This is a genomic window from Mycetocola zhujimingii (genome assembly GCF_003065425.1).
Lineage (GTDB): Bacteria > Actinomycetota > Actinomycetes > Actinomycetales > Microbacteriaceae > Mycetocola_A > Mycetocola_A zhujimingii.
Genome location: NZ_CP026949.1, coordinates 1,360,640 through 1,385,911 on the forward strand (window position 1 = coordinate 1,360,640; position 25,272 = coordinate 1,385,911).

The 25,272-nt window shown below is 64.3% G+C and carries 21 protein-coding genes; 20 read left to right on the top strand and 1 reads right to left on the bottom strand.

Features of this window, described 5'->3' with window-relative positions:
• The first annotated feature begins 38 nt into the window (after positions 1-38).
• The 19 genes from rsmH to C3E77_RS06525 all read left to right on the top strand — a co-directional run bounded on the left by rsmH (position 39) and on the right by C3E77_RS06525 (position 23,369).
• Complete coding sequence (gene rsmH, locus C3E77_RS06435) at positions 39-995, top strand: 16S rRNA (cytosine(1402)-N(4))-methyltransferase RsmH (RefSeq protein WP_108390870.1); 957 nt, start codon at positions 39-41, stop codon at positions 993-995.
• On the top strand, positions 992-1,582 hold the full coding sequence (gene ftsL, locus C3E77_RS06440) for a cell division protein FtsL (RefSeq protein WP_108390871.1): 591 nt from the start codon (positions 992-994) through the stop codon (positions 1,580-1,582). Before rsmH ends, ftsL begins: the two co-directional genes overlap by 4 nt.
• A gap of 31 nt (positions 1,583-1,613) precedes the next feature.
• Positions 1,614-3,398 (top strand): peptidoglycan D,D-transpeptidase FtsI family protein, encoded by a 1,785-nt coding sequence (locus tag C3E77_RS06445; protein ID WP_162924930.1) that lies wholly within the window; start codon positions 1,614-1,616, stop codon positions 3,396-3,398.
• 79 nt (positions 3,399-3,477) lie between these two features.
• A complete protein-coding gene (locus C3E77_RS06450; protein WP_108390873.1) occupies positions 3,478-4,893 on the top strand; it encodes a UDP-N-acetylmuramoyl-tripeptide--D-alanyl-D-alanine ligase in 1,416 nt (471 codons plus the stop codon).
• Complete coding sequence (mraY, locus tag C3E77_RS06455) at positions 4,887-5,981, top strand: phospho-N-acetylmuramoyl-pentapeptide-transferase (protein ID WP_108390874.1); 1,095 nt, start codon at positions 4,887-4,889, stop codon at positions 5,979-5,981. The genes C3E77_RS06450 and mraY overlap by 7 nt, the downstream gene beginning before the upstream one ends.
• A gap of 2 nt (positions 5,982-5,983) precedes the next feature.
• On the top strand, positions 5,984-7,501 hold the full coding sequence (murD, locus tag C3E77_RS06460; protein ID WP_108390875.1) for a UDP-N-acetylmuramoyl-L-alanine--D-glutamate ligase: 1,518 nt from the start codon (positions 5,984-5,986) through the stop codon (positions 7,499-7,501).
• Complete coding sequence (gene ftsW, locus C3E77_RS06465) at positions 7,470-8,684, top strand: putative lipid II flippase FtsW (protein ID WP_108390876.1); 1,215 nt, start codon at positions 7,470-7,472, stop codon at positions 8,682-8,684. Before murD ends, ftsW begins: the two co-directional genes overlap by 32 nt.
• Positions 8,681-9,757 (top strand): UDP-N-acetylglucosamine--N-acetylmuramyl-(pentapeptide) pyrophosphoryl-undecaprenol N-acetylglucosamine transferase, encoded by a 1,077-nt coding sequence (locus C3E77_RS06470; RefSeq protein ID WP_108390877.1) that lies wholly within the window; start codon positions 8,681-8,683, stop codon positions 9,755-9,757. Before ftsW ends, C3E77_RS06470 begins: the two co-directional genes overlap by 4 nt.
• Positions 9,758-9,826: 69 nt before the next feature.
• Positions 9,827-11,224 (top strand): UDP-N-acetylmuramate--L-alanine ligase, encoded by a 1,398-nt coding sequence (murC, locus tag C3E77_RS06475; RefSeq protein WP_108390878.1) that lies wholly within the window; start codon positions 9,827-9,829, stop codon positions 11,222-11,224.
• Between the two features lie 4 nt (positions 11,225-11,228).
• Positions 11,229-12,236 (top strand): cell division protein FtsQ/DivIB, encoded by a 1,008-nt coding sequence (locus C3E77_RS06480; RefSeq protein ID WP_108390879.1) that lies wholly within the window; start codon positions 11,229-11,231, stop codon positions 12,234-12,236.
• A 155-nt stretch (positions 12,237-12,391) separates the two neighbouring features.
• Positions 12,392-13,591 carry a cell division protein FtsZ gene (ftsZ, locus tag C3E77_RS06485; protein WP_108390880.1) on the top strand — a complete coding sequence of 400 codons (1,200 nt, stop codon included), beginning with the start codon at positions 12,392-12,394 and terminating at the stop codon, positions 13,589-13,591.
• Between the two features lie 3 nt (positions 13,592-13,594).
• Complete coding sequence (locus C3E77_RS06490; protein WP_108390881.1) at positions 13,595-14,308, top strand: YggS family pyridoxal phosphate-dependent enzyme; 714 nt, start codon at positions 13,595-13,597, stop codon at positions 14,306-14,308.
• Between the two features lie 37 nt (positions 14,309-14,345).
• Positions 14,346-14,852 (top strand): cell division protein SepF, encoded by a 507-nt coding sequence (locus tag C3E77_RS06495; protein WP_108390882.1) that lies wholly within the window; start codon positions 14,346-14,348, stop codon positions 14,850-14,852.
• A gap of 7 nt (positions 14,853-14,859) precedes the next feature.
• Positions 14,860-15,162, top strand: a complete 303-nt coding sequence (locus C3E77_RS06500) for a YggT family protein (protein WP_232528763.1) — start codon at positions 14,860-14,862, stop codon at positions 15,160-15,162.
• A gap of 235 nt (positions 15,163-15,397) precedes the next feature.
• Positions 15,398-16,006, top strand: a complete 609-nt coding sequence (locus C3E77_RS06505) for a DivIVA domain-containing protein (protein WP_108390883.1) — start codon at positions 15,398-15,400, stop codon at positions 16,004-16,006.
• Positions 16,007-16,010: 4 nt separating this feature from the next.
• Positions 16,011-16,637 (top strand): signal peptidase II, encoded by a 627-nt coding sequence (lspA, locus tag C3E77_RS06510; protein WP_108390884.1) that lies wholly within the window; start codon positions 16,011-16,013, stop codon positions 16,635-16,637.
• On the top strand, positions 16,637-17,557 hold the full coding sequence (locus C3E77_RS06515) for an RluA family pseudouridine synthase (RefSeq protein ID WP_108390885.1): 921 nt from the start codon (positions 16,637-16,639) through the stop codon (positions 17,555-17,557). The genes lspA and C3E77_RS06515 overlap by 1 nt, the downstream gene beginning before the upstream one ends.
• Positions 17,558-17,593: 36 nt before the next feature.
• On the top strand, positions 17,594-21,112 hold the full coding sequence (gene dnaE, locus C3E77_RS06520; RefSeq protein ID WP_257791025.1) for a DNA polymerase III subunit alpha: 3,519 nt from the start codon (positions 17,594-17,596) through the stop codon (positions 21,110-21,112).
• 79 nt (positions 21,113-21,191) lie between these two features.
• Positions 21,192-23,369 carry a hypothetical protein gene (locus tag C3E77_RS06525; RefSeq protein WP_108390886.1) on the top strand — a complete coding sequence of 726 codons (2,178 nt, stop codon included), beginning with the start codon at positions 21,192-21,194 and terminating at the stop codon, positions 23,367-23,369.
• Here the strand turns inward: C3E77_RS06525 and C3E77_RS06530 are convergent.
• Entirely contained in the window at positions 23,366-23,851 is a 486-nt protein-coding gene (locus C3E77_RS06530) for a flavin reductase family protein (protein ID WP_232528764.1), read from the bottom strand. The genes C3E77_RS06525 and C3E77_RS06530 overlap by 4 nt on opposite strands.
• Positions 23,852-23,928: 77 nt before the next feature.
• Between C3E77_RS06530 and hisD the strand changes: the two genes are divergently transcribed.
• Positions 23,929-25,245, top strand: coding sequence for a histidinol dehydrogenase (gene hisD / locus C3E77_RS06535; RefSeq protein WP_108390888.1), 1,317 nt, complete (start codon positions 23,929-23,931; stop codon positions 25,243-25,245).
• Positions 25,246-25,272: the final 27 nt, after the last annotated feature.

Below are 25,272 nucleotides of genomic sequence, written 5' to 3' on the forward strand. Positions count from 1 at the left end.
GGATGGGGATCAGGATTCAGGGGCAGTCCGGAGAAGCTATGGAATTCAACAACATTCACACACCGGTCATGCTCGAGCGGACCATCGAGCTGCTCGGCCCGGCAGTGTCACACCCGGGCGCTGTCCTCGTCGATGCCACCCTCGGCATGGGAGGACACGCTGAGGCATTCCTCGAACGGTTCCCCGAGCTTCAGCTGGTTGGCCTCGACAGGGACCTCGAGGCCCTCGCGATCGCCGAAGAGCGGCTCAAGCGCTTCAGCGACCGGTTCCACCCCGTTCACACGGTCTACGACGGGATCGCCGAAGCCCTCGACAGCCTCGGGTTCCCCGAGGCGCATGGCATCCTGTTCGACCTCGGAGTGTCATCGCTGCAGCTGGACCGGACCGAGCGCGGTTTCTCCTACTCCCAGGACGCACCTCTCGACATGCGCATGGACTCAACGAGCGACCTGACGGCCGAGACCATCCTTGCCACCTACCGGGAGGGCGACCTCCGGAGGATCTTCGAAGACTACGGCGAAGAGAAGCTCGCGGCGCGGTACGCCCGCCGCATCGTCGAGGCACGACAGGTCGAACCGATTACCCGCTCGGGCCAGCTCGTCCAGGTGCTGCAGGATGCAACGCCTGCGGCGCTCTCGCGGGCCGGTCACCCTGCCAAGCGTGTGTTCCAGGCACTTCGCATCGAGGTCAACACCGAACTGAGCGTCCTGAGGCGCGCGATCCCGGCCGCTCTCGGAACCCTCGCCGTTGGGGGACGCATCGTGGTGCTCTCGTACCAGTCCCTCGAGGACCGGATCGTGAAGCGCGACCTCGCCGCAGCGAGTTCGTCAACCTCGCCCGCCGATCTGCCGGTCGAACTGCCAGAGCACAGCCCCCGTTTCCGGCTGCTCGTGCGCGGCACCGAGATGGCGACAGAAGAAGAAAAAGCATCGAACCCGCGAGCGACGCCCGTCCGCTTGCGCGCAGCTGAACGACTGAAAGCGGAAAACTCATGAGTGCGAACCTGGCGACGACGTTTCCGGCGACTCTTCCCGGTGTTCCGCAGAGAACCCCGGCGCCGGCCCGTCCGCTCCGGGCGCTCCCCGCGAGCGACGCCCACCGTGCCCGGCCGAAGATTGCGTACGCCATCGGTGCGGTCACCGGCGTGCTCGCCATCGTCGTCACACAGTTGCTCCTGAGCGTTGGACTCAGCCACGGCGCTTACGAGATTTCCGCATTGACGAAGCAGCAGACCCAGCTGACCTGGCAGAAGCAGGCGGTTACCGACGACCTGCTCGAGGTGTCGTCACCGCAGTTCATCGCTGCGAACGCCCAGGCACTCGGCATGGTGATCAGCGGCACTCCGGCTTACCTCCGGCTTTCGGACGGTGGAATCGTGGGAGTGCCCGCCGCAGGAACCACGGAAAGCAGCGTTCCCGTCGGCGCATCGACACTCGTTGCCAACTCGCTCATCACTGATCTCCCGCTCGTCACAGTGCCTGACCAGGTTGTGGATCCGGCGGGTGCTGGCGTGGCAGACCCTGAGGCGTCCACCGCCCCCATATCGTTGGACAACGGGATCCCGTCGCCTCAAACCCACTAGACGCCGGGCTTAGGTGCGAAGGACCAACTCAGTGAAACACTCGCTCTCGACGCGTCGCAGGGTGGCAGCGGCCATAGTCTGCGTGATCGCCATCGTCGGCGTCTTTGTCGTCCGCCTCGTCGACATCCAGGTCGTCCGCGCCAACCAGCTCGTCGGTGATTCTCTCGCCAAGACCTCGAGTGAGGGGACCATCTACGCTCCACGCGGGTCGATTGTGGACACCAACGGGACCACCCTCGCCGGGAGCGTCACGCTCTTCGACGTCACTATCTCGCCGAAGGATGTCGACGAGTTCAAGCGCACCGCTGAAGACGGCACCACGTCCACCGTCACTGTCGAACAGGCGATGAGTGAGATCGGCGCTGTCACCGGCCAGAGTGCCGACGACCTGATGGCGATCGTGGACAGCGCGCTTGCCGCCGATCCATCGAGCAACTTCGCGTATCTCATCAAGGGCGTCGAGTACGACACGTACCAGGACCTGCTCTCGCTCAAGTCATCGGGCATCTGGTGGATCTACCCCAAGCAGACCTCGGGCAGGACCTATCCGAACGGTGCTGTCGCCGGTGGAGTGGTGGGATACGTCGGAAGCGACAACGCGGGCCTCGGTGGCCTTGAGCTCGCCAAGAACAGCTGCCTGACGGGCGTGAATGGCCAGCAGGCGTACCAGCGAAGCAAGGATGGCGTCGCCCTTCCCGGCACAACGACGACCACGAAAGAGCCGGAGCCGGGCGGAGAACTCAAGCTCACCCTCGACGCCGACCTCAACTGGTACCTCCAGCAGCTCGTCGCATCACAGGTCGAGGCGCAGCAGGCCGCGTGGGGCACCATCACGGTCACCGAGGCAAAGACCGGCAAGATCCGCGCCATCGCCGAGGCGCCATCGCTGGATCCGAATGATGTCACGGCCACGGCGCCAGACGACCGCCGATCCCGAGTTTTCCAGAACCGTTTCGAACCCGGATCAGTATTCAAGCCGCTCACCGCGGCGTCGCTCATCGACGCGGGCCTGGCCACGCCGGCCTCGCAGGTCGTCGCTGACTACCGGTACAAGCCATCCAACGGTGCAAGCATCAAGGACGCGCTCCCTCACGAGCGGCAACAGCTCACGCTCGCCGGAGTACTGCAGACGTCGTCCAACACGGGAACGAGTCAGCTCGGTGAGAAGCTCAGCCCTGAGAAGCGCTACAACTACCTCGACGCGTTCGGTATCGGGCACAAGAGCGGCATCGATTTCCCGGGCGAGCAGCAGGGAACGCTTCACCCCTGGCAGGAGTGGGACAACCAGACGTACTACACGACGATGTTCGGCCAGGGCGTCGACGTCACGGGTATTGAACTCGCCGGTGCGTATCAGGCGCTCGGCAACCTCGGTGAAAAGCTCCCGCTTCAGCTCGTGGAGGGCTGCAGCTACCCCGACGGCACTGTGACCGATGTGCCGGAATCGGCCAAGCCCGAACGGGTGATCTCCGAGGAGGCCGCCATGCAAACTCTCGGAATGATGGAGACCGTCGTCACCGAGGGGTTCTGGTCCGAGGAGCTTGAGATTCCCGGATACCGCGTCGCGGCGAAGTCCGGAACTGGCGAGCAAATCATCGGCGGTATACTTCAAGATACGTTCTACTCATCCATGGCCGGCGTTGTACCGGCCGACGACCCTGAATACGTCGTTACTGTGACCCTGAAAGACCCGCTCTTCAAGCGTTCTTCCGCGGCAGCAGCACCCGTTTTCAAGGAAGCCGTCCTCCAGGTGATCAAGAAGTACGGACTCCCACCGTCCACAACACCCGGCGCCGACTACCCGGGCTACTACTAACCCCGTGCGCGAGGCAACAGCCACTTCTCGCGCCTGTGGCACCAGCGACTGCGCTCGTGTGCCTGAAAGATAACTCCCTATGATTCGATTGACCCTGTCCGAGATCGCCGATCGGCTGTCCGGCGTCCTCCACCTCGAGGGCACCGACGCCACCCCGGGCACGACAGTCGACGGACCCGTCGAGACCGACTCCCGCGAGATCGTGCCAGGCGGGATCTTTGTCGCGAAGCGCGGGGATGACACCGACGGACACCTCTTCGTCGGCGCGGCCGTCGAGCGCGGTGCTGCCCTGGCCATCGTTGAGCACCCGGTGTCGGATTCGATCGCTCAGATCCTCGTCCCCGACGCCGTCGTCGCGCTTGGGGAACTGGCGCGGTTCGTCGTTGAGCGCGTTCGCGCATCAGGTGACCTCACGGTGATCGGAATCACGGGCTCGAACGGCAAGACGACCACGAAGAACATGCTCGAGCGCATTCTCTCCGGCGAGGACGAGACTGTTGCGCCCATCCGTTCGTTCAATAACGCGGTGGGCGCGCCGACCACGATGCTCAGGATCAGCGAGTCGACGAGATACCTCATCGTCGAAATGGGGGCGAGCGGCATCGGGCATATCTCGAAGCTCGTCGCCATGGCAAAACCAGACATCGGCGTGGTTCTCAAGGTTGGCCTCGCCCACGCCGGTGGGTTCGGTGGCATCGAGTCGACCCTTCAGGCGAAGACGGAGATGGTCAAGGACCTCGACGAAAACGCCGTAGCGATCCTCAATGCCGATGATTCCCGGGTCGCGTCGATGGCCGAGAAGACCAGGGCACGCGTCGTCATGTTCGGGCAGGAGGACACGGCATCCGTTCGGGCTACCGACGTCGCCGGAACTCGGACAGGCACGAGCTTCACTGCGCACGTGCCAGGCGAAGAGCCCGTACGAATCACGCTTCGCGTTCTTGGCGAACACCACGTGTCGAATGCACTCGCGGCCATCGCCGCGGCGTCGACCCTCGGTGTTCCGCTCGCACGGAGCGCTCGCGCCCTCGAAACCCTGGAGCGAGCGGAACGCTGGCGAATGGAAGTTCTCGGCGGCAAGGACGACGTCACGATCATCAACGACGCGTACAACGCCAGCCCCGACTCGATGTCGGCGGCGATCAAGACTCTCGCGCAGATCTCAGAGCCCGGAAAGCGTACGATCGCGGTGCTCGGCGCGATGAGCGAACTCGGCGAGTTCGCCGGTGATGAACACGACAGAATCGGGCTTCAACTGGTGCGGCTCAACATCTCTCGCCTCGTCGTCGTCGGGCCCGAGGCCAGGCGAATGCACATCAGCGCCATCAATGAAGGCTCGTGGGACGGAGAGAGCGTGTACTTTGGCGATATGGATGCTGCGTACGACTACCTCGCTGCAGAGATCATCCCCGGAGACACTGTCCTCGTTAAATCCTCGAACTCGGCCGGCCTGCGGTTCCTCGGCGACCGGTTGGGAGCGCTGTACTCGTGGTAGCACTTCTCACGGCGGGCGCCCTCTCGATGGCCTTCTCGCTCTTCCTCACCCCGGCGTTCGTCAGACTCTTCCACAAGCTCCAGTGGGGTCAGTTCATCCGGGATGACGGTCCCAAGTCGCACCACGCCAAGCGCGGTACAGCGACGATGGGTGGCATCGTCATCATCGCCGCAACCCTGTTCGGCTTCTTCACCGCGATGATCATCACCGGCGATGCGATCAGTGTGTCGTCGCTCCTTGTGCTGTTCATGATGGTCGGGCTCGGTGTCGTGGGGTTCATTGATGACTTCACCAAGACGCGCAAGCAGCGCAGCCTGGGGCTCGGGGGATGGGCCAAGGTCTTCGGCCAGGTCATCGTCGCCGTGATCTTCGGCGTCCTCGCGATCAACTTCCCCAGCGCTGAAGGGGTGACCCCGGCATCGACAGCGATCTCGGCCACCCGCGACCTCCCGATCAACCTGATGATTCTCGGACCGATCATCGGAGTGGTGCTCTACCTCTTGTGGACGAGCTTCATCGTCACCGCTACCTCGAACGGCGTGAACGTCACCGACGGCCTCGACGGACTCGCCACAGGGGCATCGATCCTTGCGATCGGTTCATATGTCATCATCGGTTTCTGGCAGTACAACCAGTCCTGCTTCGGCGCTTCGCTCGCCGACGAGGTGGCCTACAAGTGCTACGAAGTGCGCGACCCGCTGGCTCTCGCCATCGTCGCGGCGGCCATCTGCGGATCGCTCATCGGTTTCCTCTGGTGGAACACCTCGCCGGCACAGATCTTCCTCGGCGACACCGGATCGCTCGCACTCGGAGGGGCGATCGCTGCGCTGGCGATCCTCACCCGCACCGAGCTGCTCCTCGTCCTCATCGGTGGCCTGTTCGTCATCGAAACCGGATCAGTGATTGTTCAGCGGGCGTACTTCAAGATCACCCACGGCAAGCGGATCTTCCGAATGAGCCCGATCCACCACCACTTCGAACTCAAGGGGTGGGCTGAGGTGACCGTCGTGGTCCGCTTCTGGATTGTCGGTGGCCTCCTCTGCGCCGCCGGCGTCGGAACGTTCTACCTCGAATGGATCCTGCGCTGACAATGACTGATCGCTTGAACACACTGACGAGCTGGCACGCCGACTGGACCGGGCTGCGTGTCGCAGTACTCGGCCTCGGTGTAACGGGGTTCGCCGCGGCGGACACCCTGGCCGAGCTCGGTGCTGACGTACTCGTACTCGCTCCCGTCGGTACGGACGAGCGTGCCGGACTCGTTGACGTCATCGGTGCGCGCCTCGTGCAGACCGACCTCACCGAAGTGCCGAACGAACTCGAGGCCCACCGGCCAGAGGTCGTCATCGTCTCGCCGGGGTTCCACCCCGACCATCCACTCCTCGAGTGGGCCGGCGCTAGCGGCATCCCGGTGTGGGGCGATATCGAACTCGCCTGGCGGGTCAGGGACAAGGTCGGCACGCCGGCCGAGTGGCTGCTCGTGACCGGCACCAACGGCAAGACCACGACGGTCCAGCTGGCGGCAGCAATGCTCGCCCAGGCGGGCCTCAGGGTCGCCCCGTGCGGCAATATCGGTGTTCCAGTGCTCGACGCCGTTCGTGATCCGCAGGGCTTCGACGTCTTCGTCGTTGAGCTCTCCAGCTACCAGCTGCACTATCTGGCCGGCCAGGCCGGCCCTGACTTCGTCACGCCGTATTCGAGCGCGTGCCTGAACATCGCCATGGACCACATCGACTGGCACGGGTCGTTCGAGGCATACGTAGCGGCAAAGGGGCACGTCTACGATCGCACCAGGGTGGCCTGCGTCTACAACAAATCCGACAGGCGCACCGAAGCGCTCGTGCGCGAAGCCGAGGTCGAAGAGGGCGCGCGCGCCATCGGTTTCGACCTGGGTGTTCCCGGCCCGAGCGATTTCGGCATCGTCGACGGCATCGTCGTCGACAGAGCCTTCCTCGAGGAGCGGTTCTCGTCCGCGCTCGAGATCACCACTGTGGATGACCTCGCTGCCGCGGGGCTCGCTGCGCCACACATCGTTCAGAACGTGCTCGCCGCGAGCGCGCTGGCTCGGTCTTTCGGCGTGACGCCCGCACAGGTGCGCGAGGCGCTCATCAACTTCCGACTCGACGCCCACCGGATCCAGCCGGTCCTCACGAGCGGCGAGATCAGCTGGGTCAACGACTCCAAGGCGACCAACCCGCACGCAGCCGAAGCGTCACTCGGCGCGTACCCTTCGGTGGTCTGGATTCTCGGCGGACTGCTCAAGGGCGTGGACGTCAGCGACCTCGTTGCCCGGCACAGCGACAGGCTCCGCGGTGCCGTGATCATCGGCAAGGACCGGAGCGCCGTGCTCGGCGCATTCGAGCGACACGCGCCGCACGTCCCCCTCCTCGAGGTCGACGCAGACAACACTGAAGATGTCATGCCCCGCGCCGTCGAACTGGCGTCAGAACTTGCCGTCGCGGGCGACGTGGTGCTCCTGGCACCAGCCGCGGCGTCGATGGACCAGTTCACCGATTACGCGGAACGTGGCCGACTGTTTGCGGATGCTGTACGCCAGCGATGGGAAGGTGAGGCTGATGACCGCCCCACCAACCGACCGTCCGCGTAGCGAAGAGACCGGCGCCAGGAGTACTCGGGTTCGGCTGGGCGCGCAAATACGCCCGGAGTCCAGTTCGTACCTCCTGGTCCTGTGCACCACGGTCTTCCTCGTCGGAGTCGGGCTCGTCATGGTCCTCTCCAGTTCGTCCGTCGACTCGTTCCTCGATAACAAGGGCTTCTTCGGGGGATTCTGGAAGCAGGCGACCTACGCGCTCATCGGCATCCCGCTCATGCTCGTCATTTCGCGGATCCCCGTTCGGTTCTGGAAGAAGTGGGCCTGGCTGGCGCTCTTCGGCGCGCTGATCCTTCAGCTCCTGGTCTTCACACCGCTCGGTATCTCCGAGGGTGGAAACCGCAACTGGATCGCCATCGGTCCGATCAACGGCCAGCCATCGGAGTTGCTCAAGCTCGCCCTCGCGGTCTGGCTCGGCTTCATCCTGGGCAAGAAGATCAACCTGCTCTCCGACTGGAAGCACGCGCTCATCCCCGTCGTCCCCGTCTCAGCAATCGCCCTCGGGCTCGTGCTCGGGGGTAAGGACCTCGGAACCGTGGTCATCATGGCCGGCATTGTGATCGGTGCGATGTTCTTCGCCAATCTCAAGCTCCGGTTCGTCCTGGTTCCCGTTCTCGCCGGCATTGCATTGTTCACCGTGATGGCGCTCATCAGCCCCAACCGGATGGCGCGCATCCTCACCTTCCTCGACGAGGAATGCGCCGATTACGAGAACCTGTGCTGGCAGCCGCTTCACGGCACATGGGCGCTGGCGAATGGGGGAGTGTTCGGACTCGGTCTCGGCAACTCCCGAGAGAAGTACTCCTGGCTTCCCGCGGCATCCAACGACTACATCTTCGCGATCATCGGTGAGGAACTCGGTCTCATCGGAGCGACGGTCGTTCTCCTGATGTTCGTGCTGCTCGCTGTGTCGTTCGTGCGCGTGATCCGTGCCAGCACCGACCCGTTCGTCCGCATCACCACCGGCGCGATCCTGGTCTGGATCATCGGCCAGGCATTCGTCAACATCGGGGTCGTTCTCAGGCTGCTGCCCGTCCTCGGTGTCCCTCTTCCATTCATCTCAGCGGGAGGGACGGCACTCCTGACGTCTCTCTGCGCCGTCGGGATCGTGCTGTCATTTGCACGTGAACAGGCGGCGAAACCTCGATTCACCCAGGCAGGGGAGTTCTACACACGATGACTAATTACCTACTCGCGGGCGGAGGAACGGCCGGGCACGTCAATCCGCTCCTCGCCATCGCGGATGCCATTACCGAGCGCGAACCCGACGCAAAGATCCTCGTGCTCGGAACCAAGGAGGGCCTCGAGGCGAGGCTCGTCCCCGAGCGCGGTTATGAACTGCTCACCATCGAGAAGGTTCCGTTCCCCCGCCGCGTGAACAAGGCGGCTACCCGGTTCCCCAAGCGTTTCTCCCACGCCGTATCGAGCGTCGTCGACATGCTCTCGACGCATGAGATCGACGTGGTCGTTGGTTTTGGCGGTTACGCATCGGCTCCGGCGTATATCGCCGCAAAGCGAGCGAGCATCCCCCTCGTCATTCACGAGGCGAACGCGAAGCCCGGCCTCGCCAACCGTCTCGGCGCCAGGTACACCAGGTTCGTCGGTGTCGCCTTCCACGGCACCAGGTTGAGGAACTCCCGATTCGTGGGAATGCCGCTTCGCCGCGAAATCGAACGGCTCGACCGGGATGCTGCCAGAAAGGAGGGCAGGGAGGTCTTCGACCTCGCCGACGACCGCCCCACACTCCTGGCCACCGGCGGTTCGCTCGGTGCGCGCAAGGTGAACCAGACCATCTACGATTCCCGCGACGCCATCATCGCCGCCGGGTACCAGATCCTGCACATCGTCGGTGACAAGTCCGAACTCACCGACCCCGGCACCCGCCATTACCGCATGGCCCAGTACTGCGACCGAATGGACCTCGCCCTCGCGGTTGCAGATTTCGCCGTCTCGCGGGCGGGCGCCGCCACTGTTTCTGAGTTGAGCGCCCTCGGAATTCCTGCCGCGTACGTCCCGTACCCGGTCGGAAACGGAGAGCAGCGCTACAACGCTGCCGATGCGGTCAACGCCGGCGGCGCGGTCATCGTACTCGACTCGAAGTTCACACCGGAGTGGGTGTCCTCCTCGCTCATTCCGCTCATGACCGACCGGATGCGTGTCCAGGACATGGCCGTCCAGTCACGCCTGATGGGAACCCTCGAGGGATCGACCCGGATGCTCGCCCTCATCCGTGAGGCCATCAGCTCCTCCTGACTCCCAGCCCACAGGCTTACACTCGACCTGCCGATACGGGCAGGAACACCACACCAGGAAGCACACACAGTGATCAAACCCGACTTCACCATCGAGATCCCCGAAGAGCTCGGAACCGTCCATTTCGTCGGCATTGGCGGATCCGGAATGAGCGGCATCGCCCGGCTCTTTCTCGCGGCGGGGCACACTGTCACCGGGTCAGACGTGCGTGACTCTGCGAACATCGAGGCGCTTCGCGAACTCGGGGCGACAATCGCGATCGGGCACGATGCTCGGAATGTCGGCGACGCGGACACCCTCGTGGTGACAAGCGCGCTCTGGCCGACCAACCCCGAGTACCTCCTCGCCAAAGAACGAGGGATCCCGGTGCTGCACAGGTCACAGGCACTCGCCTGGATCATCAACGGGAAGCGACTCGTTGCCGTTGCCGGTGCGCATGGCAAGACCACATCCACCGGCATGATCGTCACGGGGCTCCTCGGTCTTTCCGAGAGCCCGAGTTTCGTGAACGGCGGTGTCATCGAATCGCTCGGCGTCTCGAGCGCAGCGGGCAGCGGCGACCTCTTCGTCGTCGAAGCGGATGAATCCGACGGCTCGTTCCTGCTCTACGACACTGCTGTCGCGCTCATCACCAACGTCGATGCCGACCACCTCGACCACTACGGCTCGTATGAAGCGTTTGACGACGCCTTCGTGACGTTTGCGCAGAACGCGTCGGAGTTCGTCGTCATCTCGTCTGACGACCCCGGAGCGGTTCGGGTGACGAAAAAGCTCACAGACAAGCGGATCATCACCTTCGGTGAGAGTCCGGATGCCGACGTCCGCGTTTCTTCGATCAGTACCGAGGGCCCCGTCTCGTTCATCGTGAGCTACGAGGGCCAGGACAACGGCGCAACGCTCCGCGTTCCTGGCAAGCACAACGCCATCAACGCCGCCGGCGCATTCGCCGTTCTTGTCGGTCTCGGCTTCGGTGCATCAGAATCCCTCGCTGCGATCGCTGAATTCGGCGGCACCGAACGTCGCTTTGAGCTGCATGGCGCCGTCGACGGCGTCAGCGTCTATGACGACTACGCCCACCACCCCACCGAGGTCGCAGCGGCACTGTCGGCGGCGAGAACAGTCGTCGGTGACGGGCGGATCATCGCGGTCCACCAGCCGCACCTCTACAGCCGAACCCGGCTCATGGCCGGCGAATTCGCCGAAACCCTCGAGTCACACGCTGACCAGACCGTCGTGCTCGACGTGTACGGCGCACGGGAAGACCCCGAGCCCGGAGTAACCGGTGCCCTGGTGTCGGAGAAGTTCCAGGACCCGGCGAAGGTCAGGTTCATCTCTGACTGGCAGGACGCCGCAGACTACGTCGCGTCGATAGCGCGACCGGGGGACTTTGTCATCACCCTCGGTTGTGGTGACGTCTACCGCATCGTTCCGCAGCTCCTCGGCTCACTGACCGCGTCACGGAGCTAGCTTCATGAAACGCCCATCGGGGTTTACGCCCCAGCGACCGGCGAACCCGCCCGCTGATCCCAGGGCAGACCGAAGTGCTGATGCTGTCGGCCGGGATGGGGCCACCGGGCACTCCGACCGTGCCAGGAACGCGAATCGCCCCGGGAATGGCGGTCGTGTCGAGGACCCTCAGCGCTCCGCCGCTGACCCCATCCCGCTGTTCACCGTCGACGAGGAGAAGGAATCCAGGGCCGGGTCGGCGAGTACGCCGACGGATGCCGGTTCCACCACGCTCCGTCAAGCGCGGAAGCTGCGGAAGCGACTTGAACGCGCAGAGGTCAAGCGCTTCACGGCCGGCTCCCGCCGGTTACGACGCAACTGGCTGATCGGTATCGGCAGCATCGTCGGTCTCGCTCTTGCCGCTGTGCTCGCGGCATACACGCCCCTGCTCTCCGTGCGTGAGATTCAGGTCGAGGGCGCGTTCCTTGTTAATTCCGATGCCGTTGTCGACGACCTGTCGAGCCAGCTGGGTTCGCCGTTTCCCCTTGTCGACGACACGGCCATCAAGGCAGCCCTGGTCACGTACCCGCTCATCGAGTCGTATTCGGTCCAGGCGCGACCACCGTCCACGCTCGTGGTGCGGCTCGTGGAGCGTACACCGGTCGGTGTCCTGCCGAACGCCGACGGTTTCTCCGTTGTCGATGCCGCTGGCGTCGTGATCGCCGACTCGGCGACCAGGCCGCCCAATTACCCGCTGATTGCCGTCGGTGGCGGTTCGGACACCGATGCGTTCACCGCAGCCGCTGCCACCCTGCGGAGTCTCCCCGCGGAGTTCCTCGCGACGGTGGATGAAGTCACTGCGACAACAAAGGACGACGTCACGTTGACCCTCCGCGACAGCGAGTCGACGGTTGTCTGGGGGAGCGCAGACGAGTCGAAACTTAAGGCATACACGCTCACGAAGCTCATGGCGTCGCAGCCCGGATTCGACGTCTATGACGTGAGTTCGCCGTCCGTCGCCGTCGTGCGCTGACGACCAGCGCAGCAAATTTTCCAGCAGGTTCCCCGACACGCGGGGCATGTCCCTGTCAGGGCCGAATCTGGCCCTAACGTCAATCACAAGAAATGCATACTGAGCATAACTTTAAACCTTAACCTGAGGTTGAGGGTTCTCACCGGAGGCCGGACGTGACTACAAACCAGAACTACCTTGCCGTAATCAAGGTCGTCGGCATCGGCGGCGGCGGCGTCAATGCTGTCAATCGAATGATTGAACTCGGCCTTCGCGGCGTCGAGTTCATCGCCATCAACACCGACGCACAGGCGCTGCTCATGAGCGACGCAGACGTGAAGCTCGACGTCGGACGCGAGATCACCCGCGGACTCGGTGCGGGGGCGGACCCGGAAGTCGGACGCCGCGCCGCCGAGGACCACGCTGAGGAGATCGAAGAGGCACTCGCGGGTGCTGACATGGTCTTCGTGACCGCTGGAGAAGGCGGCGGTACCGGTACCGGTGGCGCGCCCGTCGTTGCGAGGATTGCGAAGTCCATCGGTGCGCTGACGATCGGTGTCGTCACGAAGCCATTCGGCTTCGAAGGCCGTCGCCGCCAGGCGCAGGCGGAGCTCGGCGTTGCCAAGCTCAAGGAAGAAGTCGACACACTCATCGTTGTGCCGAATGACCGTTTGCTCGAGATCAGCGACCGCGGCATCAGCATGCTCGAGGCATTCTCCACGGCAGACCAGGTCCTCCTTGCCGGTGTCCAGGGCATCACAGACCTCATCACCACACCCGGCCTGATCAACCTCGACTTCGCCGACGTGAAGAGCGTCATGCAGGGTGCCGGATCCGCCCTCATGGGTATCGGCTCGTCGCGAGGCGCCGACCGCGCCATCAAGGCAGCGGAACTCGCCGTCGCCTCGCCGCTGCTCGAGGCATCGATCGAGGGCGCACACGGTGTACTGCTCTCCATCCAGGGTGGCTCGAACCTCGGAATCTTCGAGATCAACGACGCGGCCCGCCTGGTGCAGGAAGCTGTGCACCCCGAGGCGAACATCATCTTCGGCGCCGTCATCGACGACACCCTCGGTGATGAGGTACGGGTCACGGTCATCGCTGCCGGCTTCGATGGCGGCGAACCGCCGTCGCGTGCAGGCGAGTCCGTTCGTGACGCCGTCATCACGACCGGTGGCGTCATGACAAGTGCACCAGCGGTGGCCGCGGCCGCCTCGACAGGCACCGCTGCAGAGAAGCCTGCTGGTGGCGCTGTGCTCACCGAGACTCCTCAGACCTGGCGCGTCACCGAAGAGTCACTGTCGACCCCGCCAGCGGCCGCTGACCCGGCTTTTGCCGACGAGGACGAACTCGATATCCCCGACTTCCTCAAGTAGGACATGACATCCGAGAACGAACAAACGCTCGGCCAGCTCTCGCTGGCCGAGCGTTTGGCGTCTGTCCAGAGCGGAATCAGCGACGCGCTCGTCAAAAGCGGCCGCACCGGCGCTGACATCACGACCATTGTCGTCACCAAGTTCCACCCGGCGGCGCTTGTCGAGGAGCTTTACGACCTCGGGGTCCGGGATGTCGGTGAGAACCGGCACCAGGAGGCATCGGCGAAGGCTGCTGAGCTCGCACGGCTCACGGACCTCAACTGGCACTTCGTCGGGCAGTTGCAGTCGAAGAAAGCAAGGCAGGTCAGGCAGTACGCGAGCGTGGTGCACTCCGTCGACCGCCCGGCGCTCGTTACCGCACTCGATGCGGCGGGTGAGGGTGTGCCGCCCCTGCCCTGCTTCGTCCAGGTCAACCTCACGGAGGATGCCGCGCGCGGGGGAGTGGAGCCAGCGGCACTTGAACCGCTCGTCGAGCAGGTGCTTGAAGCGCGGAGTCTCGAGCTGCTGGGCGTGATGGCTGTCGCTCCGCTCGGCGAGGACCCTCGCGAGGCGTTCGCGCGCCTCCGCAGTTACTCCGAGCGGGTGGTCGCCCTTCAACCCGCTGCCTCCCGCATCTCGGCGGGTATGTCACACGACTACCGTGAAGCCCTGCTCGAAGGCGCGACACACCTTCGCATTGGCACGGCAATCACGGGTATCAGACCAACTCACGGTTAATGTTCATAGAGAAGTAACCGCACAAACGGAGGTAGCGATGTCCAACCCCCTGAAGAAGACCATGGTCTACCTTGGCCTCGCAGACGACGATCTTGAGTACGAGGCCCGCGATACCGCTGCGCCTCAGGCTGCACCAGCCGCGCAGAGCTCCGGCTCCAGCGCAGCGAGCACGCCGGCAGCGACGCCGACTCCCGTGGCCACTCGTGCGCCCGTGACCCCGCTGCGCCGCCCGACGGCAACGACGCAGGCTGCACCCACTGAGCTCAACGAGATCCTCACTGTGCACCCCAAGCAGTACCGCGACGCCCAGGTCATCGCCGAGACATTCCGTGATGGTATCCCCGTCATCATCAACCTCTCGCAGATGAGCGAGGGTGATGCCAAGCGCCTGATCGACTTCGCGAGTGGGCTTTCCCAGGGCCTCTACGGCAAGATCGAGCGTGTGACCAGCAAGGTGTTCCTGCTCTCGCCGCAGCACGTTGCAGTGCTCGGAGACGCCGGTGGAGCCGCTGCGGCGGAATCTTCCTTCTTCGCTCAGCAATAATTGACGGGTGGACTCCGTTCTTTCTCTGATTCGAAACATCCTGTACTTCGCGCTGCTGCTTTACTTCTTCGTGATGTGGGCGCGATTCGCACTCGACCTCGTGCGCACTTTCAAGCCCCGCTGGCGGCCGGAGAAGTTCGCTCTCGTCGTCGCAGAGGTCGTGTATTCGCTGACTGACCCTCCCATTCGGTTCTTCCGGCGAATCCTCCCGCCGATCCGGATGGGGGCGCTCGCGCTCGATTTCGGCTGGAGCATCACCATGCTCTGCGTGATCATCGCGATGACTCTGGTCAACGTCATACTTCGCTAAGACGCAACGCTGCCGACGGTGCAGGCGGCCAACGCTGCCCATTGCTCGCTCATACCGTGTAAGCGCGAGCGCGCGCCAGCCCGGCGATGGTCCTGCGCCGGAAGCGGTCATAGCGGTATCCTGAAACGCACGTGTCCTTCATCGCTTCGATCCCAGCTGAACCGCCGGGGACTTTGCTAGCGTAGGCACGTCCATTCGAGCCAAACCGAGCCAAACAAGTAAGAGGTGGGAAGCCATGGCGCTAACTCCGGAAGATGTTGTCAACAAGCAGTTCCAGCAGACCAAGTTCCGCGAGGGCTACGACCAGGATGAGGTCGATGACTTCCTCGATGATGTCGTCGTCGAATTGCGACGTCTGATTCAGGAGAACCAGGAACTCCAGGCCAAGCTCGACGCCGCTGGTTCCGATTCTGGCGAACGCCCTGCCCAGGTCGCTGCAGCGGCTCCGGTTCCTGCAGCCGCGCCCGTCGCGCAGGCCGCACCGGCACAGGATGACTCAGAGTCCTCCTCGAGCCTGCTCCAGCTCGCACGTCGTCTTCACGACGAGCACGTCCGTGAGGGTGCTGAGAAGCGCGACGCTCTCATCGCCGAAGGACACGCGACAGCCGCTCGCGTCGTCGCAGAGGCCGAAGCCAAGCAGCGTGCGCAGATGAACATCCTCAACGAGGAGCGCGCAACGCTCGAGAAGAAGATCGACGGGCTCCGCGAGTTCGAGCGCGAGTACCGTCAGAAGCTCCGCGGTTACATCGAGAGCCAGCTCAAGGAACTCGACACCGACGGTGGGCCGAGCGCACAGGGAACCGGTTCCGGTTTCGCGTCAAGCGCCGAGAAGTCCAACGCCTAAGGTTTTGCCGAAAACACAAGCTGGTTCTCCCAGTGTTCGAGCGCTCGTCGTTCTCGCGGTCATCGCGGGAACGGCGCTCGCGCTCGATCAGTTCACCAAATACCTCGTCGTTTCGAACCTGCCGCTCGGTGAGCGGGTCAGCGTTCTCGGCGAGTTTCTGTACTTTCAGTTCGTCAAGAATCCCGGTGCCGCGTTTTCGCTCGCAGCTGGCAGCACCTGGATCTTCTCTATCCTCGCCACAGCGGTCACCATCGCGATCCTGGTCTTCGCGAGGAAGATTCGCTCGATCGGCTGGGCCGTAGTTTTCGGGTTGCTCCTTGGCGGGGTCCTCGGCAACCTCAGTGACCGGTTCTTCCGTGAGCCGTCTTTTGGCCTCGGCCACGTCATTGACTTCATCTCAACGCCGTGGATGATGCCCGCGATCTATAACGTCGCCGATATCTGCATCGTCTCGAGCATGGGACTCTTCGTCATCCTCACCCTCCGGGGCGTCAACCTCGATGGAACCCGCACTGTCGCCGTCAAGGACGACGCGGGTGCCGTACCGACGGACGAGAAGAACGGTTCGTCCGACGAAACCACGCGCGCCGCCCAGACCCCGGTTTCCGGGCCGAACCATACGGCAGCCTGATGGAGAGCCGCAGCCTTCCCATCCCTGATGGCCTTGACGGTTCCCGTGTCGACGCCGGCCTTGCCAAAGTTCTCGGTTTCTCGCGAAGCTTTGCCGCCGAGGTCGCCGAAGCCGGTGGCGTGATGATCGACGGGCGCACCGTCGACAAGTCGGACCGCCTCCGCGCCGGAAGCTGGCTTGAGGTGTCATGGGCTCCCCGGCAGGAGCCTGTCGTCGTCCCACAGATCGTGTCCGATCTGAGCGTCGTGTACGACGATGACGACATCATCGTGGTCGACAAGCCGACCGGCGTTGCCGCCCACCCCTCGGTGGGCTGGACCGGTCCGACGGTTCTCGGCGCCCTCGCCGGCGCTGGGTATTCCGTGTCGACCTCCGGTGCAACCGAGCGCGCAGGCATCGTCCACCGACTGGATGTCGGTACGACGGGACTCATGGTCGTTGCGAAGAGTGAGCGCGCGTACACGGCGCTCAAGCGTGCCTTCCACGACCGTGAGGTCGAGAAGGTCTACCACGCTGTCGTACAGGGGCACCCAGACCCGCTCGCCGGCACCATTGACGCACCCATCGGGCGGCACCCCAGGCACGACTGGAAGTTCGCGATCACCGCAGAGGGCAAGCCGTCTGTGACGCACTACGAGACTCTCGAAGCTTTTCCGAGCGCTTCGCTGCTCGAGGTGCACCTGGAATCCGGCCGCACACACCAGATTCGGGTGCACATGGCCGCCCAGCGGCATCCGTGCGTCGGGGATCCTCTCTACGGCGCAGATCCCACCATTTCCGCGCGACTCGGGCTCACACGACAGTGGCTGCACGCCCGCCAGCTGTCGTTCACACATCCGGGGTCGGGGGAGTGGGTCACCTTTACTTCCGACTACCCGGCGGACCTCCAGCACGCACTCGATGTCCTCCGCGAGGATTAGGCTTGTAGTCCAGCCCACCAGCTTCACGGAGAAGTCTTGACCTCATCAGACGACTCGTTCGTTCACCTGCATGTCCACAGCGAGTACTCGATGCTCGACGGCGCCGCGCGCGTCAAACCACTGATCGACGCCGCCATCGCCGAAAAGATGCCGGCCGTCGCCGTCACCGACCACGGCAACATGTTCGGTTCGTTCGACTTCTGGCGTACCGCAACGGCGGCCGGAATCAAACCCATCATCGGCACCGAGGCGTATGTCACGCCCGGTACCCACCGCAGTGACAAGACCCGCGTGCGCTGGGGCTCGAGCACCCAGGGCCGCGACGACGTCTCCGGTAGTGGTGCGTACACGCACATGACCCTCCTCAGCGAGACCACAGAGGGCATGCACAACCTGTTCCGGATGTCGTCGCTCGCGTCGATCGAGGGCTACTACTTCAAACCGCGCATGGACCGCGAACTGCTCTCCACCTATGCGAAGGGCGTCATCGGAACGACCGGCTGCGCCGGTGGCGAGATCCAGACGCGGCTCCGTCTCGGGCAGTACGACGAGGCGAAGAAAGCCGCAGCGGAGTTCCAGGACATTTTTGGCAAAGACAACTTCTTCTGCGAGGTGATGGACCACGGCATCGACGTCGAGCGACGCACGATGAGTGACCTGTTCAAGCTCGCCAAGGAACTCGACCTGCCGCTGCTCGCCACCAACGACCTGCACTACACCCACGCGCACGACGCCAAGGCACACGCGGCGCTGCTCTGTGTCCAGTCCGGATCCACCCTCGACGACCCCAACCGGTTCAAGTTCGACGCGGACGAGTTCTATCTCAAGTCGGCGGAGCAGATGCGCCAGCTGTTCAGGGATCACCCGGAGGCCTGCGACAACACGCTCGCCATCGCCGAGCGCTGCAACGTCGAGTTCAACACCAGCGCGAGCTACATGCCCCGGTTCCCGGTGCCCGCCGGCGAGACCGAGGAGACCTGGTTCCTCAAGGAGGTCGAGCGCGGCCTCCACGTTCGCTACCCGAACGGCATCCCCGACGACGTTCGCGCCCGCGCCAACTACGAAGCCGGCGTCATCGTGCAGATGGGCTTCCCCGGCTACTTCCTGGTGGTCTCCGACTTCATCAAGTGGTCAAAGGAAAACGGCATCCGCGTCGGACCAGGACGAGGTTCAGGCGCCGGTTCGATGGTGGCGTACGCGATGAAGATCACCGACCTCGACCCGCTCGTGCACGGACTCATTTTCGAGCGGTTCCTCAACCCCGACCGCGTCTCCATGCCCGACTTCGACGTCGACTTCGACGACCGGCGCCGCGGCGAGGTCATCCACTATGTCACCGAGAAGTACGGCGACGAGCGCGTGGCACAGATCGTCACCTACGGAACGATCAAGGCCAAGCAGGCGCTCAAGGACTCCTCGCGCGTCCTCGGCTTCCCGTTCGGCATGGGCGACAAGCTCACCAAGGCGATGCCACCACCCGTCATGGGCAAGGACGTACCGCTCACCGGGATCTTCGACAAGACCCACCCGCGGTACAAGGAAACGGTCGACCTCCGCACCATCGTCGAGACGGATGCCGAGGCGAGGACCGTCTTCGACACAGCGCTCGGGATCGAGAACCTCAAGCGCCAGTGGGGCGTCCACGCTGCAGGCGTGATCATGTCGAGCGACCCGCTCATCGACATCATCCCGATCATGAAGCGCGAGCAGGACGGCCAGATCGTCACGCAGTTCGACTACCCGGCCTGTGAGTCGCTCGGACTGATCAAGATGGACTTCCTCGGGTTGCGCAACCTCACCATCGTGAGTGACGCGCTCGACAACATCGAGTCCAACCGCGGGCACCGGATTGAACTCGAGGAGCTCGCGCTCGACGATCCCGGCGCCTATGAGTTGCTTGCCCGTGGCGACACCCTCGGCGTTTTCCAGCTTGACGGTGGGCCGATGCGGAGCCTCCTCCGGTCGATGAAGCCCGACAACTTCGAAGACATCTCGGCGGTCATCGCGCTCTACCGACCGGGCCCCATGGGTGCGGACTCGCACACCAATTACGCACTGCGTAAAAATGGCCTGCAGGCGATTACGCCCATCCACCCGGAGCTCGAGGAGCCGCTCCAGGAGATCCTCGGTGGAACCTACGGCCTCATCATCTACCAGGAGCAGGTGATGAGTGTCGCGCAGAAGCTCGCGGGCTTCTCGCTCGGCCAGGCAGATATTCTTCGACGCGCCATGGGCAAGAAGAAGAAATCCGAGCTCGACAAGCAGTTCGAGGGATTCTCCGGCGGTATGCACGAGCGCGGATACTCGGATGCCGCGATCAAGGCCGTGTGGGACATCCTGCTCCCGTTCTCCGACTACGCGTTCAACAAGGCGCACTCCGCCGCATACGGCGTCGTGTCCTACTGGACGGCGTACCTCAAGGCGCACTACCCGGCCGAGTACATGGCCGCACTGCTCACGAGCGTCGGCGATGCCCGTGACAAACTCGCCATCTACCTCAACGAGTGCAGGCGGATGGGTATCCAGGTGCTCCCGCCGGACGTCAACCAGTCGATCGGCTTCTTCGCAGCCGTTGGTGAAGACATCCGCTTCGGCCTCGGCGCCGTGCGCAACGTCGGTTTCAATGTGGTCGAGGCGATTCGGGCGACCCGTGAGCGTGAGGGCGAGTTCACCTCCTTCCACGACTTCCTGCGCAAGGTTCCACTCCAGGTCGCCAACAAGCGCACCATGGAGTCGTTGATCAAGGCCGGCGCGTTCGACTCTCTCGGCGCTACGAGGCGCGGGCTCATCGAAATCCACGAGGATGCCGTCGAGAGTGCCGTGAGCCTCAAGCGCAACGAGGCAAACGGGCAGGTCGATCTCTTCGGCGGGATCTTCGAACTTGATGCGACCGCTGAGGCGGTTCCGGACCGACCGGAATGGTCGAAGAAAGACAAGCTCGCCTTCGAGCGCGACATGCTCGGCCTGTACGTTTCGGATCACCCGCTCGCCGGTCTTGAGCTCGAACTGGCCAAGCACGCGACCACCACGATCACCGACCTGCTGACGTCGGATCACACGGAGGATGGCGACACGGTCACCATCGCCGGGCTCACCACAAGCGTGCAGCACCGGGTGGCGAAGACCTCCGGCAACCAGTACGGCATGATCCAGGTCGAGGACTTCGGCGGCGAAATCACCGTGATGTTCATGGGGAAGGCCTATCAGGAGTTCGCTCCCACCCTGGTGAACGACTCGGTCGTCGTGGTCAGGGGACGCGTCAGCATGCGTGATGACGGCATGAACCTGCACGCATACAGCATTTTCTCGCCGGAGATCGGGCAGGGTGGCTCTTCCGGGCCGCTCACGCTGACGATGCCCGATTCGCGGGCGACGACCGAACTCGTCACCCAGCTCGGCGGCATCCTGACCCGGCACTCGGGTGACGCGGAGGTGCGGCTGAAGCTGGTCCGCGGCGACATCGCCCGACTCTTTGAAATCCCGTACCCAGTCAAAGTGACGCCGGATCTCTTCGGCGAGCTGAAGTCGTTGCTCGGCCCGAATTGCCTCGGCTAGTATCGGCTGAACCCGTTCGGGGCACAGTGGTGCTTCGCCGTGACCACCGTGCTCAGCGCGGGATCGAAGGAAAAACGCTATGAATAACCCTGACAACCGGCCAGTTGACCCTGCGCGGGACGAGCCGGTCCTCCCGGCGCAGCCCACAGACGCCTGGCCCGCTGATCCGGAACGGGATCCGCTCGGCGGCCCGGTTCCGGAGCCGCATCCAGCTGCAGACGCCGCTGAGCACAACCCGCAGCACCAGGCTGAGCCGTACCAGGAGTACCAGCAGCCCCGGCACGACGGCGGGGAGTATCAGGAGCAGCCGTATCCGACCGGTGGATACCAGCCAGAGCAGTACCCCGCTGGCCAGTATGGCCAGTACCAGCAGGAGCAGTACCAGCAGGAGCAGTACCAGCAGGAGCAGTACCAGCCGGAGCAGTACCAGCAGGAGCAGTACCAGCAGGAGCAGTACCAGCAGGAGCAGTACCAGCCGGAGCAGTTCCAGCAGGACCAGACCGGGCAGTACCCGGCGGCGCCGCACACCGCTCAGCAGTACGCCGGCTATCCGGAGCAGCAATACCCGGGTCAGCAGTATCCGGAGCAGCAGTTCCAGAGCCAGTCGTTCGAGGGACAGCCCGCATCCGGTCAGACTCCCGCCGGCCAGACCGGCGGACCCGGACCCCGGCCGGAAGCGCTGACCGGTCCCGGAGCCGAGCCTCGGCAGCGGAAGCCTCGCCGCCCGCGTACCGACGAGAATGGTGTCGCATACGGTGTCGGCCCGTTCAGCCTGCGCGAGGCCGTCTTCGTGATTCTCTCTGCCCTCGTTGTCGTCGCCTCATTCTTCCCCCTCATCGGAGGGCTGTACGCCGAATTCTTCGGATACTCGAGCGTGTGGGCGCCTGCTCCGTGGCTCGCCATCCCCGGCGCGCTGCTCCTCGCTGCAGCAGCGGCTCTCATCGTCATCCGTCGGGTGCAGCCGCAACGGCGGCTCAGGGTCGGTTCACTCTCTGTCGACCAGTTCGCCTCGGCAGCCGCGGTTACCACCGCCGGTTTCTATCTCGGGGCGCTACTGACGATGCTTGGCTTCACCGCGTGGTTCCGGCCCGGTGCCTTCGGCGGCAATCCTGGCGGCGACAACTTCGATGGGCTCACCCCGGGAGCCGGTCTTATTCTCGGCTTGATCTTCTCGCTGGCGAGCATTGTCCCCACCGCGTGCGCGAGGTTCGTGCCCGTCTTCGCCGAAGATTTCAGCCGCCGCGCAGAGAGTCCGGCGCACCCCGCCGCCCGTGAGGCCGCTGTTGTCCCCGTTCGGCCCCGCCCCGTGCGTCACACCGCTGAGCCCCAGCCCGAGGTGCACCACTATGGTCTGGAGCACTCGGGGTCTGTGCAGCTCACCCCCGCTGATACCCGCCCCGAAGACTTTGCCGCGTACCGCCGGAGCGGATGGTCGCCGGATTCCGCGTCAGACTCCGATCCTTCGTACGCAGAGTTCCAGGAGGCGCGGGAGAGTAACGCCGGTCTCGGCGATGACGCTCCGGATTCGAACATTCCTCCCGCCACGCAGGCCACAACCGGCATGACGAGCGCGACGATGGACGACTCCCTTCTGGGTGATGAGGTCGATGAATTCCATACGGGCGAAGAGCCTGCGCCGGTGTCTGCAATCCGCCATGTTGCGGAACAGGAGTCCCTGGCTGACGCGTCCGGCCGTGAAAACCCCGAGCCGGAACCGCTTCACCCGTCAGCGCAGGAGCATGGGTCCCGCGCCGAAGTTCTGCCGGAAGTTCTGCCCGACGCTCCACGCCAGACCGAGGCCGAGAGGACGTCGCAGGACGCCGACGAGCTCGCCCCGGAGCTGACGTCAGAGGCAGCAGCAGAACTCGCGCCCGAGCTCGCACCCGAGAAGGATGACGAGCTCGCACCGGAGACCCTACCCGAGACCGGGGAAGAGCCGGAGACCTCGTCAGAGACCGTCTCGGGCTCGCACGGCACGCGTGCCCCTGACGCCGGCCACACGGCATCAGCCTCGCAAGCTGCGGCAAAACAGGGCCCCGGCCAGACGCCGCCGGCGGTTATCTCGACGCAGCCGTTCTGGGTGTACTCACCGGTTCTGATCGCCGTTGTGGATGAGGAGACCGGCGCACCGGTCTTCGAGATCGGGCCGGATGCATGGGCACTGGCTATCGTCGATCGTGGCACCGAACTCGTGATTCGTCACGATGACGGCAGGGTCGGTGTTCTGCGGGAGATCACCGGAATTATGCGCGGTTAGGCGACCTCACCCGGGCGCAAATACTGGCGTTCGTGGTAGAGCAGGGGAGCGTCATCCGCGCCGACCTCGCCGCTCTCGATCTGTACGACGACAATCGCGCTGTTGTGGACCGTGAACCGTTCGATAACCCGGCCGATCATCCACGTCGTGACGTTGTCGAGAATGGGAAGCCCGTGCTCTCCCTCGTGCCAGTGCTCACCGACGAATCTCGACGCGTTGTCTCCGGCCATGATTTGGGCGAGCGACCTGTTGCGTGCGCCGAGCATGTGAATCACGACCCTGTCGGTGTCGGCGATCGCCGGCCAGCTGCTCGCACTGCGTGCCAGGTTGAATGTCGCGAGCGGGGGCACGGCGCTCAACGATGCGAGTGAGGTCGCGGTGAAGCCCACAGGTTTCCCCAGAGCGTCCCTTGCCGTGATCGCTGCGACGCCGGCAGCGTGCCGACGGAACGCCGATTTGAAGGCTTCGAGATCCTGCTGCATGGGGTTCATCCTGTGTGGAATTCCTTTCACTGGGCCGAGTGCCGGGCCAGGGGAGCGGGCGATAGACTGGGACTGCCATGATCAAGACGAAAATTCAGACCATCGACCTGCGCGGTATTCAGCCTACCCGCGCCGAACTGCTGCAGCGGATCCCGCGTCCGATCGTCAACATTGCCGTCGCGAGCGAAGCTGCTGAGCGGTTGATCAGTGAGGTTCGCCTCGAAGGCGAAAGCGCGCTGAAGCGCCACGCTGAAGCATTTGATGGCGTTCGCGACGCCTCAATCGCCGTCGATGCTTCCGAAATCACCGCGGCGATGAACGGACTTGATCCCGCTGTTCGCGCAGCACTCGACGCATCGATCGAGCGCGTGCGAGCGGCAAGCACTGCACAGCTCCCGGTGCCCACGACAACGAGTTTCGGGCCGGGAGCGCAGGTTCACCAGCGCTGGCAGCCGGTTGAGCGCGTCGGGCTGTACGTACCAGGCGGCAAGGCGCCCCTGGCCTCGAGCGTCGTCATGAACGTGGTTCCCGCCCAGGTGGCCGGCGTCCCCTCCATCGCACTCGCCTCTCCAGCCCAGAAGGAATTTGGTGGGCGCGTACACCCGACAATCCTCGCCGCTGCCGGTCTTCTCGGCATTGACGAGGTGTACGCGATGGGCGGCGCGAGCGCTATCGGCGCGCTTGCCCACGGCGTCCCATCGCTCGGCTTGCTCCCCGTCGATGTCGTCACCGGCCCTGGAAACATTTACGTCGCGGCAGCGAAGCGCCTGGTGCGCGGGGTCGTCGGTATCGACTCCGAAGCGGGGACAACAGAGATCCTGATAATCGCGGATGGGGCTGCGAACCCGCGATTCGTCGCGGCCGACCTGATCAGCCAGGCCGAGCACGACGAGGCCGCTGCGTCGGTCCTCGTCACCGACTCTGCCGAGTTTGCGGAGCTGGTTGCGCGCGAACTGGATGAGCTCGCCGCTGTCACAGCGAACTCTGCCCGCGTGACCGAGGCGCTCGGCGGCCAGCAGTCGGCGATCGTCCTCGTCGACGATATGCACGCCGCAGCACGGTTCAGCAACGCGTACGGGCCAGAGCACCTCGAAATCCAAACTGCGGACAACGAGGCTGTGCTCTCACTCATCTCCACGGCTGGCGCGATCTTCCTCGGTCCGTTCTCTCCCGTCAGCCTCGGCGACTATCTCGCCGGGTCAAACCACGTCCTTCCGACCGGGGGACAGGCCCGTTTCTCGTCCGGACTCGGCGCGTACACCTTCCTTCGCCCCCAGCAGGTGGTCGAGTACGGAGAGGCGGCGCTCGGCGACGTGGCTGAGAATGTGGTCGCGCTCAGCGGAGCTGAGGAGCTCCCCGCTCACGGCGAAGCAGTCACCGTTCGATTCTCATAGCGTCGACTCGCGTCGAAGCACCCGTCA